The 14,626-nt window shown below is 44.8% G+C and carries 11 protein-coding genes; 8 read left to right on the top strand and 3 right to left on the bottom strand.

Going from position 1 to position 14,626, the window contains the following annotated elements; all coding sequences use genetic code 11:
- Positions 1-10: 10 nt before the first annotated feature.
- The 4 genes from RJ01_RS06710 (at position 11) to RJ01_RS06695 (ending at position 3,090) form a co-directional block, all read left to right on the top strand.
- Positions 11-970 (top strand): penicillin-binding protein activator, encoded by a 960-nt coding sequence (locus RJ01_RS06710; RefSeq protein WP_034170476.1) that lies wholly within the window; start codon positions 11-13, stop codon positions 968-970.
- 9 nt (positions 971-979) lie between these two features.
- Positions 980-1,393, top strand: coding sequence for a YraN family protein (locus tag RJ01_RS06705; protein ID WP_034170475.1), 414 nt, complete (start codon positions 980-982; stop codon positions 1,391-1,393).
- Positions 1,394-1,529: 136 nt separating this feature from the next.
- Positions 1,530-2,222, top strand: a complete 693-nt coding sequence (locus RJ01_RS06700) for a BON domain-containing protein (RefSeq protein ID WP_004782863.1) — start codon at positions 1,530-1,532, stop codon at positions 2,220-2,222.
- Positions 2,212-3,090: an alpha/beta hydrolase gene (locus tag RJ01_RS06695; protein ID WP_034170474.1), complete on the top strand. Its 879-nt coding sequence runs from the start codon at positions 2,212-2,214 to the stop codon at positions 3,088-3,090. The genes RJ01_RS06700 and RJ01_RS06695 overlap by 11 nt, the downstream gene beginning before the upstream one ends.
- A 69-nt stretch (positions 3,091-3,159) precedes the next feature.
- Here RJ01_RS06695 and nudC read toward each other — a convergent pair whose 3' ends face one another.
- The 3 genes from nudC to dnaQ form a co-directional block, all read right to left on the bottom strand.
- The gene (nudC, locus tag RJ01_RS06690; protein WP_034170473.1) at positions 3,160-3,939 is read right to left on the bottom strand and encodes an NAD(+) diphosphatase; all 780 of its coding nucleotides are present in this window, start codon (positions 3,937-3,939) and stop codon (positions 3,160-3,162) included.
- Positions 3,939-5,582, bottom strand: coding sequence for a hypothetical protein (locus RJ01_RS06685; protein ID WP_034170472.1), 1,644 nt, complete (start codon positions 5,580-5,582; stop codon positions 3,939-3,941). The genes nudC and RJ01_RS06685 overlap by 1 nt, the downstream gene beginning before the upstream one ends.
- 126 nt (positions 5,583-5,708) lie before the next feature.
- Entirely contained in the window at positions 5,709-7,082 is a 1,374-nt protein-coding gene (gene dnaQ, locus RJ01_RS06680) for a DNA polymerase III subunit epsilon (RefSeq protein ID WP_034170471.1), read from the bottom strand.
- A 208-nt stretch (positions 7,083-7,290) separates the two neighbouring features.
- Here dnaQ and RJ01_RS06675 point away from each other — a divergent pair, with 208 nt between their 5' ends.
- The 4 genes from RJ01_RS06675 to RJ01_RS06660 are packed head-to-tail and all read left to right on the top strand — an operon-like array spanning position 7,291 to position 14,518.
- On the top strand, positions 7,291-10,593 hold the full coding sequence (locus RJ01_RS06675) for a LysM peptidoglycan-binding domain-containing protein (protein WP_034170470.1): 3,303 nt from the start codon (positions 7,291-7,293) through the stop codon (positions 10,591-10,593).
- A 43-nt stretch (positions 10,594-10,636) separates the two neighbouring features.
- On the top strand, positions 10,637-12,442 hold the full coding sequence (locus RJ01_RS06670; RefSeq protein ID WP_375725721.1) for an extracellular solute-binding protein: 1,806 nt from the start codon (positions 10,637-10,639) through the stop codon (positions 12,440-12,442).
- Between the two features lie 22 nt (positions 12,443-12,464).
- Positions 12,465-13,508, top strand: a complete 1,044-nt coding sequence (locus RJ01_RS06665; protein WP_034170468.1) for an ABC transporter permease subunit — start codon at positions 12,465-12,467, stop codon at positions 13,506-13,508.
- On the top strand, positions 13,508-14,518 hold the full coding sequence (locus RJ01_RS06660) for an ABC transporter permease (protein WP_034170467.1): 1,011 nt from the start codon (positions 13,508-13,510) through the stop codon (positions 14,516-14,518). The genes RJ01_RS06665 and RJ01_RS06660 overlap by 1 nt, the downstream gene beginning before the upstream one ends.
- The last annotated feature ends 108 nt before the right edge of the window (positions 14,519-14,626 follow it).

Here is a 14,626-nt window from a genome sequence, read left to right as displayed (position 1 = left end):
AGGTTTCTCCATGTGGAATAAATCGAATAATAAAAAATGGAAGATTCAAAATAAAATTTTGGGCTTGGGGTTACTGGTCTGCGTCAGCAGCGTACAAGCGGAAGTGCTGATTATTCTACCTGAAACCGGCCCCTTGGCGCGAGCTGCTTCGAGTATCAAGCAAGGATTTCTCAGTGCATATACGGCGTCAGGACAGAAAGTACCATTGAAATGGGTCAATTCAGACCAGAAAAAAATCTCTCAGCTACTCAAACAGCATGTCAGTAAAAACACACAAATGGTGATTGGTCCTTTGGCACGTCAGGATGTAGAGCAGCTGGTGCAGACTAAACCCAAGATTCGTACACTGAGTTTGAATGAAACTGGCCTAACGGCCCCAAATATTTGGCAATTTAGCCTGTCGAAAAAAGAAGATGCAGCTGCCTTACAGAAGCAGATTGCGCTAGATGGGATTCAGCAACTGTTTGTGCTGCGTCAACCGGGCAGTGAGTCAGAACATGAACTCTTGCTAATGTCACTACTTAGCCAGAGTGAGCTGCAACTGGAAATGATCCAGAAGCCGCCATTTTTTCTGAAGAGCAAGCAGGGGATCCTATTGCTCGGCAATGCGGACTGGCTGGCATCCTTACATGGTTTAGGACATAAACGGATTTACACAGTCGCGAATGCAATTAATGAACAGCATGCTCCGCCACGAGGCATCAAGTTCTGCGATGTGCCGGCACTTTATTTTGCTAACTGGCCTGATGTGATGCAGGCTTATCAACAGGCACCGGTGAATATGTCCTATCAGCGTTTGATTGCTTTTGGTGGGGATGCCTGGCAAATCACCCAGTATTATTTAAACAATAAAAAAATACGCAATATTGAATTCCAGGGTCGTACTGGAATGATTCGGGTATCGGATCAAGGCATACAACGTACGCCGTCCTGTTTTCAGCAGAGTGCCAAAGGTCTCAAGGCACTATAAGGGTCAACGATGCAGAAACAATTAGGTGCATGGGCAGAACAACAGGCTGCCCAACTGATGCAGCAACAAGACTTTCAGCTCATTGCCAGAAACTGGCATAGCCGCTATGGTGAACTTGATCTGGTCATGCAGCGTGAGCAGGAACTGGTCTTTGTCGAGGTAAAAGCACGAGCTAAAACAGCTTATGCATTGGCTTTTGAATCGGTTTCCTCTGCCAAGCAACGAAAAGTCCTACAAACGGCTGTATGTTTTATTCAAAAAAATCCACAGTTTGCACATTATTACTATCGTTTTGATGTGATTTGTTTTGATTTTAATCGGTATTTTGCAAAAACCATACAGCATGATTTTTCGCAATACCCTTATGATCTGCACTGGTTTGAAAATGCTTTTACTTTTGATCAAGAGTTTATTAATCTTTGAATAAAATAAGATCTGATGCGGTAGATAAAATTTGCAGCATCATGGGAAAGTTCAAGTATGATGAAGAACATCTGGCCTTGAAAAAACAGATTATTATATTGAAATAAGACTGATTAAAATTAAGGAGTCTTGCTGAGTGGTTAAGCGTATTGCAATAACAATGCTGTGTGTCGCAAGTTTATCGGGTTGTGCCAGCTTTATTTCTAGCGGTACTGGTACGGCTCCTGTAGGTACCGAAAATGGAGCTCGGACGCTAGGACAGGTATTTATCGATTCTTCTATTGTACGTACTGCAAAAATTAATCTTTATAAACTAGATTCACGTTTTAAACAGTCAAGGGTCAATATTGAAAGCTTCCATGGCAATGTCCTGTTGACCGGACAGGTGCCGGATGCGCATCTCAAGCAATTGGCAGAAGATAATGTCAAATCCATGAGTGACGTCAAAGCGGTGCATAACTTTATCACTGTGGGTAACCAGAGCAGCTACACTACGATCATGCAGGATACCGCCGTGACGGCGAATACCCGTGGCCTGATTATGAAAGCACCGGTGGTATCTGACAGTAAAGTGCATGTGCATACTGAAGATGGTGTGCTGTATGTGATGGGACGTCTGAATAGTGCAGAAATCGATGACCTGAATCAGGTGCTGCAACAAGTGGGGAATATCACTAAAATTGTCACGCTCATCGACAACGTGGATCAGCGCTCTGGTTATAATACTAACCAGAATTTTGCAGCGCCTGCATCTTATGCACAGTCGGGTGTTGAACAGACTCCAGTCGCCATTGATCCTGATACAGTTGAACCAACCGATGTTCCATAAGGTCGGTCAATTTAAAACGCAGCTGTCAGATCAGATCCTTGAAGTCCAGCAACGTTATAAAGATTTCCGGATCTATGATTTTGGCAGTTATGCGCTGAACCGTTTAACCCCAAAACAGGGTTATAGTGTTGAAACCCAGTTAGCCTATGGCTTAAATGCCCGTCAACGTTTTGATCTGTTTTTAAGTCATCAGCCTTTAGCGCATCGCCCCCTGATTGTCTTTGTCCATGGTGGTGCCTGGCTGCACGGTGATAAAAAGGATTACCATTTCATTGGCGAGGCCTTTGCCAAAGAAGGCTATGATGTGGTGGTGATGAACTATCACCTAGCGCCTGAACACATTTTCCCGATCTATATTAATGACCTGCATCTGTTGCTGAATCATTTGCAGCAGCATGCAGGCCAGTTAAATGTTTCTACGGAAAATCTGGTCTTGATGGGACATTCAGCTGGGGCATTTAATGTCATGTCAGCGCTATACCATCCACAAAAGGCCATGATTGAGCGGGAACAAATCCGCGCCATTATTGGTCTGGCAGGACCGTATCATTTTGACTATAAAGATGATCCGATCTGTGCGGATGCTTTTGACCAGTCGATTCCGTATCAGCAGGTGATGCCATATTATTTTGTGGAAAATACCTCCACCAAACATTATCTGTTCATGGCAGAGCGGGACAATATTGTCGGCCATTTTAACAGTCAGGATCTGGATCGGGTATTAAAAGACCATGGCAATCATAGCGAGCTGATTACGATTCCGAAACTGGGCCATATTACAATGATTGGTTCATTGTCCAGTTTGTTTAGCCGGTTCTTTGAAACCAAGCCGCGTGTGATGTGGGCACTAGAAGATGCTTTTAAGTGAAGATCTGTGATTTTGGTAATTCCCACAAAAAAGCCCGGTATAAAAACCGGGCTTTTTTAGTTGAAAACCTTAGAGCCATTCACGGGTATCATCTGCGACCGGTGTACCTTGAGTCACATGCATGATCATGGCATGGGCAATACTGCCTTTAAACGGAATTTCCGGCAACTGATCAAACTTGAAAAATTTCGCATCGCTAATTTCTTCTTCCTGCAATTGCAGCTCACCGCCAGCATATTCTGCTTTGAAGGCAATCATCAGATTACTCGGGAAGGGCCAGGGCTGACTAGCCAGATACTGGATATTTTTCACTTTCAAGCCGACTTCTTCCAGCGTCTCGCGACGTACCGCTTCTTCAAGCGTTTCCCCAACTTCGACAAATCCGGCAATCAGGCCATACATCTGGCTTTTGGTATTACGTGCATTTTTAGCCAGCAAAATTTCATCTTCACCACGGGTAATCACAGTAATCACACAAGGTTGCACCCTTGGATACTGACGATAATGGCAAGCTGGGCAAACCATGGCATATTCAACAGCATGGGCTTCAGTCGGGGTGCCACAGTGGCTACAGAACTTGTGATTCCGGCGCCATTCCAGTAGTTGCACAGCACGGCTGGCCTGTTCAAATTGCTGAACATTCCAGAACTGTAATAATTGACGGATCGGAACCAGTTGCAGGCCTTCAGGAGTTGGCTCATCTGGAAGAAGATCACGGGCAATCACCTGATCACCCGGATTCAGCAGCAAATCACTTGCCAGAGCTTCAACTCGAGGCAGTTGAAAGTGTTGGTCGACCAGCAACTGTTGCTGCTGGAAAATATAAGCAAGTGATAATTTTTTAGACATTAGGCAACGATTTTCAGTTTTTCACTACTGTCTAATGCTACCTTAAACATGGACTGTAATACAGGCTGTTTATTCTTTAAGTTATCGATCATCATATCGGCACTAGCCAATGCATCCAGCGCATGATGAATTTCTGCTGGTGTTAATGCAACCGACTGTTCAATACGGTTTTTGATAAACAGGGCAGTTGTATTGAATGCAGCTTTCACATGTTCAGCATTCAGGAACAGCATGGCACCGCCAATTTCGCAGAACTGGATGGGTACAGGTTCAAGTTTGGCCAGGTCCTGATCCTGCAGATAATCAGTCAGAATCTGGCTAGACAATTCAATCAGTGCCTTGGTTTCATTCAACAAAGCGTTATGTGCTTCGTCCAGACGATCCAGCGAGATATTCATGTTATTCACACGTAGCTGCAGACGGCTCGAAGTATGGTGACGTTCCAATACACCAATCGAGTTCATCGCGGATAGAATCACATTCATCAACTGCTGGGCAAAAGACTCATCTTTCAGAATATCTGCCTGGCTGAGTGAAGCTGCCTGACGGTTTAAATCATGATAGGCTTCGTTCAGGTTCAGAACCTTGAAGATATTGGCCAAGCTATTCAGCTGAGTCTGGAGTTCCTGCGTTTTTTCAGGTGTCATGTGCTGATAGTTGTATTCGATATCATTGCGGATCTGGGTCATTTCCGCAGTCACCAGCTCGCTAATAGTATGCATGGTTTCAAAGTCCGGACCATATAGGTGACGGCTAAATACTTGAAGTTGCATATCTGTCAGTAGATCATCACCAATATTCAGCTGGCTACGGATTTGCTGTGCAGTTGCATCTTCCTGACTGATACATAAGCTCAATACATTTGCCAGATCAGACAGAGAGGCTTTGAAGCTGTCGGCTGAACTAAAGTACTGTGCCATGTTGCGTTCAATACTGATTAAAGTACGTAAACGTGGTTCATTGATGAGCAGGTGATCAATATTATCAAAAGCAACATGCACCAGATGCCAGTATTGCTTGCTTGGATGATTTGCTGAAAGACCTGCCAGATAAGTACCGACCAGTTTGATCGCTTGCAGATCCATCTCGCTTTCTTCCTGTTTTAGCAGTTTGTTAAGAGACAGCTTATACAGGTGTTGCACATATTTGGATTTTTCCAGACCTGGTACTTGGGGTAACTGGAAGTCTGGAGTAATCAGATCAAGCAAAGGTTCAATATGCTGACCTTCGGTCGTCAATGGTTTACCAAGCGCAAGTTCCAGACGGTTCAGGGTATCGAGCAGGAACTGCGGAATTTTCACTTCACGCAAGCAGATAAATTCGATATAGCGTTTCAGCATGGTGGTGCCTTCACTCAATGCGATCACATCCTGAGTGTTGACCTGCGCCGGATTCCCCATAATCTTGCGCATCAGTTCTGCTGAATATTGAGCAATTTGTGCCAGATTCGGCATATCAATCAGTGCCAGTACCTGTGCACATTGTTCGAACTGATTTAATGCATCGTCAATGCCAAAAGGTAAAGTTTGATCTTCTACCAAGGTGCTTACTGCTGATTCGACTAACTTGATCGAGTTATCAACCTCATTTTTTATTATCAGTAAAGCTGTTGGATCAAAATGTATAGAGGTTTGGTAAGACATGGATCTGCACCTTTCCTTGAGTATTTTCTATATATGAGCCCCGCTTTATCGGACGGGGCCTCTTTGGAATTACTATAACTGAAGAACTGTATTTTAAAAGCGAAATTACTGCTTGAAATTTAGATTTTATTTTGCAAAAAGGCAAGGCGTTCCATGCTTTTCTTCAAATTGTTTGACCCATTTCTCATGTTCGGCAAGTTCTTCATCTGATGGAGGAATCACAGGCAATTCAATTTCGATTTTCACAGTGCTTGAACTGCCACCTTGTTCTTCGGTATGTGACAGGGCATCCATATCAAAAGAGACCTGTCCACCGGTCATGGCCAGATAAACATCGGACAGAATTTCCGCATCGAGCAAGGCACCGTGGAAGGTACGGTCACGTTGTGGAATTTCATAACGACGCACGAGGGCATCTAGAGAGTTTTTCTGTCCAGGATGCTTGGATTTGGCCATTGCCAGAGTATCGGTTACTTCACAAACTTCAGAAAGTGCGACAAAGCCTGCACGCTTGAATTCCATATCCAGGAAGTTCATATCGAAGGTCGCGTTATGCGCAATAATTTCGGCACCTTGCAGATAGTCAAACAGTACCTGTGAGATTTCTTCAAACAGCGGCTTGTCTTGCAGGAACTCGTCGGTAATACCGTGGACATTCACCGAATCACCAACCGGTTTTTTAGGATTGATATAAATATGGATTGAGCTGCCGGTAAGTTTCCGGTTAATCATTTCGATCGCACCCACCTCAATGATCCGGTCACCATCCTGATAATAGAAACCGGTGGTTTCCGTATCCAGAATCAATTGACGGGGGCCATGCAGCTCTAAGGTCGGCGGTGTAATCACAATTTGCGGATGTAGTTCGGTTGAATCTGAAGTGACTGAAGCAGACTCATCGGTATTTTCAATTGTTTCTAAATTTTCAGTCCGTTCCATTTTTTCTTCGGCCATTTCCATGCTCTCTTCGAGTTCTTCTTCACTATCGACAAGATCCAGCCCGAAAGGGTCGTCTAGAAGCCAGTCAGGTTCAGATTTTTTTTTATTTTCAGTGATTGCAGTAACTGATTTGGATTTTTTCAAGGTTTCATCTGCGCCCTGATTAGCCAGTTGATCGGCCATTTCATTGCCAGGATGTCCGGCATGGCCTTTTACCCAGTGCCATTCAATATCCCGACCTTGGCAAATGGCATCCAGTTTTTGCCATAGATCCGGATTTTTAACGTCTTTCCAGTTTTTCTTTTTCCAGCCATGAATCCATTCGGTAATGCCTTGTTTGACATAATTGGAATCGGTATAAATGACCAGCTTGGCATCTTTTGGACAGAACTGGATGCCTTCGATCGCTGCGGTCAGCTCCATGCGATTATTGGTGGTATGATCTTCGCCACCGCAAATTTTGTGTTCCTGCTGTTCGGTAATTATGTACGCACCCCAACCGCCTAAACCCGGGTTGCCGCGACAGGCGCCATCAACATATAGCGTGATAGTGTGAGACATAAATTAAAATCCGATCAAAAAAGAACTTGCTGAAGCGGATATTGTATAACGCAAATACGCTTGATGCGTCTAGATGCACCAGTTTTTTTAATTTCTTGTAACATTTAACGTGAAATCGGGGTAAATTAATGCCTTGTGTCCACGACATGCTTCACTACAATGGCATATCTAAAAAATAAATTTATATACGAATTGTTTGGATTTCTTTATGTATAAACCAACCGCAATTTTGTGGCAGCCTGCATTACCAACATTTTTAAAATTTTCTGTACTTGGAACGGCACTCGCTTCCTTGGGACTGACGGGCTGTTCTTCTACACAAAGTGCGACCCAAAAAGCGTCAAGCAAGCAGGTTGGCTCACAATATCTAGATGCAAGCAGTTTGGATGGGCTGGAAGATTTACTTTCTGCAACGGATATGCGTGCGGTTGAAGGTGACCGCTTACTGATTTTGAAGCATGGTGATATCTGGAAACGGATGACCGTGGGTTTCAAGATGGATCTGAATACCTGGAATCCGCGTATTGATGCACAGCGTGGCTGGTTTATTTCCCGTCAGCCTTATCTGGACCGCCTGAGTGCCCGTGCATCGCGCTATCTCTATTATACGGTGAAAGAAGCAGAACGCCGTGGCATGCCTACAGAGCTGGCTTTATTACCGATCATTGAAAGTTCTTATGACCCGGCGGCGACCAGTAGTGCAGCAGCAGCAGGTTTATGGCAGTTCATTCCAAGTACTGGCCGTATTTATGGTCTGAAACAAACCTCACTTTACGATGGCCGTCGTGATGTCGTTGAGTCGACTCGTGCGGCTTATGAGTTTCTAGGCAGCTTATATAACCAGTTTGGTTCCTGGGAATTGGCTTTGGCCTCTTATAATGCCGGTCCAGGCCGTATCCAGCAGGCGATTAACCGTAATAAGGCCGCAGGCTTGCCTACCGATTACTGGTCCTTGAAACTGCCTCAGGAAACCATGAACTATGTGCCGCGTTTCCTGGCAGTTGCGCAGATTGTGAAAAATCCGGGTACTTATGGCGTGAGTTTGCCACCAATTGCCAACCGTCCTCACTTTCGTGAAGTGACTGTCGGTGCAGCCAATTTAAATGAGATTGCAGCCATTACCGGTTTAAGCCGTGCTGAACTGTATCAGCTTAACCCGGGGCATCGTGGTGATCGTATTGATCCGGAAAGTCCGCGCCGTATTTTGATTCCGGCTGACTTAAGTCCATCGATTGATGGAAAACTGAAAAAACTGCAGTCTAGTTCAAGCGGCTTATGGGCAGGTACTGTCAGTAACTCGCCTAAAACGACCACTACAGTAACTCCAAATCCAACTGTAGCACCAGCATCAACCAGTACCACCATCGTACCTGCCAAGCAGACTCCGCCGGTGCTTGCCACTACGACTGCTAAGACTGCAACAGCAACTAAAGCTCCAACTGCGACTACATCACCAAAGCCAGCTACGACTGCACCAGCAGCAGTGTCAACCACGACGACACCTAATCTAACTGCACAAACCACCAAACGGGTCAGCACACCACGTGGTTCCGAAGCACTTGCTGAATTTGCGGCAAAAAGTGAATTGCCTATTCCAAGCGCGCCACGTATTCCGGTTGCTGTGACGCCAGTTGCTTCAGTGAAGCCTATCCAGGTCGAGCCACCAATTACCGCAGCTGAACGTCAGCAAATCCAGAAAGTGGTGTCAGCAGAAGAAATTAATAAGACCGTGGATGAGCTTTTACAACCTGTGGCGACTGCAGCTGAACAGGCACAGGTCATTGAAGAGTTGAAAGCACTGGCACCTGCAGGCACAGAAATTGTTGACCCTTATGATGGCAAGATCAAACTGACTGCAATTCAGACCAGTCAGTCTATTGCCGAGCAGCAGGGCAAGGAACTGACCAAAGGATTCTCATATCCGAAAGAAGTCGCTGTAAACACCAGTGCAGATTCAGTTGAAGCTCGACTCAATCAGGGCAAAAACTATGTAAAAACTGATTCAGAAGTTGTGGTTGTGGCACCGAAAGGTAAGCGCAGTACCTATAAGGTTTTACCGGGCGATAATCTGGCATTGATTGCAGCGAAGAATGGCGTGAACTGGCGTGATGTCGCGAAATGGAACCAGATTGATCCAAACTCTACATTATATGTGGGCACCACAATTTATCTCTATGATGCCAACCCAGTACAGGAAGTACCGAAAGCCAAAGAGAAACCGGAAAGTTATGTGGTTCAGGCCAATGATTCTTTGACCAGCGTTTCCAGCCAGTTCGGCCTGAGTGTTAAACAGTTGGCTGATTATAATGATCTGAGTACGACCAGTGGTTTATTTGTGGGGCAAAAGCTTTCCCTAAAAGAAAGTACCAGCAAAGCGAAAGTTGAAGACAGCAAAAAAGTCGAAACTGTCAAAGTCCAGACCAAGTCCTATACCGTTAAACGTGGTGAGTATCTGAAACTGATTGCAGATCGCTACGCATTGTCGAATGCAGAACTTGCTGCACTAACTCCGGGTTTAACCGCGGGTAGCAGTTTGATGATCGGACAGAAGATTAATGTTCCTCTCAATGAAGTTGATGAACTGACTGCGAGCAGCAAGAAAACCGAAAAAATCGAACAGAAGTTTGAGAACGTTAAGGTTGATCATACGCCAACAGAAAGCTATCAGGTCAAACGTGGTGAAACCCTGTACAGCATTGCCAATCAAAGTAAATTGACGGTATCTGAACTGGCAGCGTTAAATGGCCTGTCTGCAAACAGCGGCTTACGCATTGGTCAGACCATCAAGATTCCGGCCGGTAGTCAGGTTCCTGACAGTTATACGGTTCAATCGGGTGATACGCTGACCGGGATTGCAGCAAAATATAATCTGTCGATGGATCAGATTGCCAACCTGAACAATATTTCCCGTAGTGCCAATGTGCGTGTGGGTCAGCATCTGAAATTATCTGGTAGTCCTGAACCTGTGCAGGAAGTGGTCACCGAGACTCAGGAAAACAATGTCAAATCAGATACTCACATCGTGAAATCTGGTGAAACCTTAAGCTCGATTGCCCGCCAATATCATCTACAATTACGTTATCTGGCAGACCTGAACGGCCTAAGCACCAATAGCAATGTGCGGATTGGACAGCGTTTAAAAATTAATGAAGATATTCAGATTGCCAAAAAAGAGCCGGTAGTAAAAGTCGCAACAAAATCTGCCTCTTCTAAGGCGACAGAATCCTATACGGTAAAATCCGGAGAATCACTGATTGCGATTGCCAATCGTGTAGGAGTACCCGTTACTGATCTGGCGAGCCTGAATAATCTTAGTCCACGTGCTGGTTTACGTGTGGGCCAAACGCTTCAGCTTCCAAAGCTGGTCACTGAATACAAGGTGAAGCGTGGCGATACCTTGATTGGTCTGGCATCCCGTTATGGTATGGCAACCAATGAGCTGGCAGAAATGAATGAGCTGAAACCCAATACTCAATTGCGTATTGGTGATGTGATTAAGGTTCCAAATTAATTTCTGGATCGTGAAATTGTTTAATCCCGTCCATGTCTTATGGATTCTTGCTGCCCCTTGGATCATCAGTTCTAGCGGGGCAGCAGTCATTACGACACCTTATATTGCACTGCATGGTGCACCCAAATATGCACAGGCTAAATCTCTGCCTTATGCCAATCCGCAAGCGCCCAAAGGCGGCATTCTTATTCAGGCAGCCGATGGCAGTTTTGATAATCTGAACAGCATGAATGGTAAGGGGAATGTCACTGAAGGGATTAATTATATTTTTGACAGCCTTATGTCGAAATCCCTGGATGAGCCCGGCGTTTATTATCCTCTGCTGGCGGAGAAAGTCAGTTTCGATCCAAAGCAGACTGCTTATATTATTTTCCATTTAAATCCTAAGGCCAGATTCAGTAATGGTCAGCCAGTGACGGCTAAAGATGTGAAATACAGTTTTGATCTGTACCAGACCCAGTCTAATTTTGGCTTACAGATGTATCTGGCAGATATTAAAAAAACCGAAGTCCTGTCACCTTCAAAAGTTAAGATTAGTTTTAAATCTCGCCATAATCCGGAAATGGCCATGATTGTGACTCAGATGCCGATCTATTCTCAGCAGGAATGGCAAAAGCGTAATTTCAAAGACATTAACCTGAAACCGATCTTGGGTTCTGGGCCTTATGTGATTGAACGTATTGATGCAGGACGCAGTATTTCCTATAAACGTAATCCGCATTACTGGGGTAAAGATCTGCTGGTCAATCGTGGGCGTTATAATTTTGATCGCATACAGTATCGTTATTACCGTAGTCCGGAAATCAAGTTTGAAGCTTTTAAGTCGGGCCAGTTCACACTGCATGAAGAAAAACAGGTTAACCGCTGGGTAAGTGATTATCGCTTTCCTGCGGTAGAGCAAGGCCAGATCAAAACCTATCGTTTTCACCATCACAATCCGATTCCAACCCAAAGCCTGATTTTTAATATGCGGCGTCAGCCCTTTGCCGATATCCGCTTCCGGCAAGCTTTAACTCTGGCCTATGATTTTGAATGGCTAAATAAAGCCTTGTTTCATGGGGAATATCAGCGTCTCAACAGCTTTTTTAGTAACAGTGAACTGGCATCTACAGGCAAGCCGAGTGCCCAAGAGCTGAAAATATTACAGCCAAATTTATCTAAATTGCATCCGGTGCAACGTCAGACGGTATTACAGGATTGGCATTATCCGCAATCAGATGCCTCCGGGTTTAACCGCAAAAATTTATTACAGGCGCGACAAATTTTATTGAATGCCGGTTACCGTTATCAGCAGGGAAAACTGGTGACTGCTCAAGGTAAACCTGTACAGATTGAATTTCTGTTGCATCAGGCTGAACAGCAGCGTCATCTAATGCCTTATCTACGCCATTTGAAACGTTTAGGAATTCAGGCGTACATTCGGATGGTGGAAACGGCTCAGTACTATGAGCGCCTTAGAAATTATCAGTTTGATATGATTGTGGATACTATGCCGCAATCGCTGACACCGGGGCAGGAACAGAAACAGTTTTGGGGTAGTCAGGCGGCACGTCAGCCTGGCAATTATAATTATGCCGGTATTCAAAATCCGGTGATTGATCGGGTGATTGATCAGGTGGTTCAACCACAAAGCCGGGAGCAGCTGATTTATAGTAGCCGAGCTTTAGATCGTTTATTGCGAGCCGGTTATTATCATATTCCGACTTATGGTACGGGTGAATACTGGTATGCTTACTGGAATATGTATCAGCAGCCTAAAATCAAGCCCAAGCTTTCTGCGGGTATTGATTACTGGTGGGTGGATGCAGCTAAAGCCAGACAAGTGGCGCCGTACTTAAAATATCGCTAGATTTCCAGCTTTGGGGAGTGCCATGAGCACTTATATCGTCAAACGTTTGCTTCTTATGATTCCGACATTATTGATGGTTTTACTAATCAATTTTGTGGTGATTCAGCTTGCACCGGGTGGTCCAGTGGAACAGGCCATCTATCAGGCACAGCATGCAAATAATTTGGCGATCGGTGGCTTGCAGTATCAGGGACAGCAAGGCCTGACGCCCGAAATGCTGGAGCAGATCAAGACTCAGTATGGATTTGATCAGCCGGTTTATTTACGTTTCTGGGAAATGTTGAAAAGCTATGCCCAGTTTGATTTAGGCCAGAGCTTTTTTAAAGGCCAAGCTGTGACTGAACTGATCTGGGAAAAATTGCCAGTTTCACTGTCTCTAGGTTTCTGGAGTACCTTGCTCATTTATCTGGTCTCTATTCCTCTTGGCATCCAGAAGGCCAAAAAGCCTGGCAGCCTGTTTGATCAAACGACGTCTTTGCTGCTGGCTGTGGGCTATGCTATTCCAGCCTTTATCTTTGCCATTTTGCTGATTGTATTTTTTGCAGGTGGTTCCTATCTGCAATGGTTTCCTTTACAAGGGTTAAGCTCGGAAAATTTTGCTGAATTATCCCTCTTTGGAAAAATTCAGGATTATTTTTGGCATATGGCTTTGCCGCTACTGGCTATGGTACTCGGCGGTTTTGCACGGCTGACTTATCTGGTGAAATTTTCCTTTATGGAAGAACTCAGTAAACAATATGTGCTGGCAGCAAGAGCGAAGGGACTACAGGACAGAGCAGTGTTCTACCGTCATGTACTGCGCAATGCTGTGCTGGTGTTGGTTGCCAGTTTGCCAGAAGCTTTGCTCGGTATTTTATTTGTCGGGAACCTGTTTATTGAAATCCTCTTTAATCTGGATGGTTTGGGCATGCTGGGATTTGAAGCGATTCTGCAGCGGGATTATCCGGTCATTTTTGGAACCTTGTTTATTTTTACCTTATTGGGCTTGGTGCTGCGTTTGATCAGTGATGTGCTGTATCGGGTGATTGATCCCCGGATCCATTTTGATTCGCGAGGGTCAAAATAATGTCACCAATGCTACGCGCCAGCCTGCAACGTTTTAAAAATAATAAAACCGGATTTGCCTGCTTCATTGCCTTTACCATTATTTTTATCTTGTCACTTGGTGCTGAGCTGATCGCTAACGATAAGCCTTTACTGGTCAAGTATGAGGATTCCTATTATCTGCCAGTAATAAAGTCATATCCTGAAACGACTTTTGGGGGTGTCTTTGAAACTGAAGCCGAGTATCAGGATCCTACGGTACAGCAGCTGATTAATGCCAAAGGCTGGGCAATCTGGTCGGTGATCCACTTCGGCTATGACACACCCAATTTGGCACTCGATATTCCAGTACCTTCACCTCCAAGCCGACAAAATTGGCTAGGAACAGACGATCAGGGAAGGGATGTGCTAGCACGTATTTTATATGGCTTGCGTATTTCCTTGCTGTTTGGCTTTGCACTGACTTTGCTGTCGGCAGGATTAGGTGTGCTGGTCGGTGCAGTTCAAGGCTATTATGGTGGCTGGATTGACCTGATCGGACAACGTGCACTTGAGGTCTGGAGCAGCCTGCCGATGCTGTTTATGGTGATGATTCTGGTCAGCGTATTTAGTCCAAATATTTACTGGCTATTTGTAATCATGCTATTTTTTGGTTGGACCACACTGGTGTCGATGGTGCGTGCCGAATTTTTACGGGCCAGAAATCTGGAATATGTCTGGGCAGCGAAAAGTATTGGTGCAGGGCATGGCCGGATCATGTTCCGGCATATCTTGCCGAATGTCATAGGTTCCAGCCTGTCACAACTACCTTTTATGCTGACCGCCAATATCAGCGCACTGACTGCACTGGACTTTCTAGGTTATGGTTTGCCGCCTGAAACCGCTTCTCTGGGGGAATTATTGCTGCAAGGTAAAAATAATCTCAATGCGCCGTGGTTGGCTTTATCTGGTTTTTTAACTTTGGCCATTGTCTTGTCTTTGCTCATCTATATCGGTGAAGCCATCCGGGATGCTTTCGATCCCAAAATTTAAAATAATTTTAAGACTAACTTAATTTCCACAAATAAAATTTGTATCCCTTTGACAATATGAATTGTCAATTATGGCAAGTTGGGTTATAACACATACAAAATAAGATAA

This window comes from Acinetobacter sp. YZS-X1-1 (assembly GCF_000804305.1).
GTDB lineage: Bacteria > Pseudomonadota > Gammaproteobacteria > Pseudomonadales > Moraxellaceae > Acinetobacter > Acinetobacter variabilis.
The sequence above is the reverse complement of the archived record's forward strand: the minus strand, read 5'-3'. Positions and strand labels throughout refer to the sequence as shown.

Bases quoted from the DNA above. Each gene is read 5' to 3' on its own strand.
- dnaQ (WP_034170471.1), bottom strand. From the start codon at position 7,082: ATGTCTCACACTATCACGCTATATGTTGATGGCGCCTGTCGCGGCAAC.
- RJ01_RS06675 (WP_034170470.1), top strand. From the start codon at position 7,291: ATGTATAAACCAACCGCAATTTTGTGGCAGCCTGCATTACCAACATTT.
- RJ01_RS06695 (WP_034170474.1), top strand. From the start codon at position 2,212: ATGTTCCATAAGGTCGGTCAATTTAAAACGCAGCTGTCAGATCAGATC.
- RJ01_RS06685 (WP_034170472.1), bottom strand. From the start codon at position 5,582: ATGTCTTACCAAACCTCTATACATTTTGATCCAACAGCTTTACTGATA.
- RJ01_RS06660 (WP_034170467.1), top strand. From the start codon at position 13,508: ATGTCACCAATGCTACGCGCCAGCCTGCAACGTTTTAAAAATAATAAA.
- RJ01_RS06710 (WP_034170476.1), top strand. From the start codon at position 11: ATGTGGAATAAATCGAATAATAAAAAATGGAAGATTCAAAATAAAATT.
- RJ01_RS06665 (WP_034170468.1), top strand. From the start codon at position 12,465: ATGAGCACTTATATCGTCAAACGTTTGCTTCTTATGATTCCGACATTA.
- nudC (WP_034170473.1), bottom strand. From the start codon at position 3,939: ATGTCTAAAAAATTATCACTTGCTTATATTTTCCAGCAGCAACAGTTG.
- RJ01_RS06705 (WP_034170475.1), top strand. From the start codon at position 980: ATGCAGAAACAATTAGGTGCATGGGCAGAACAACAGGCTGCCCAACTG.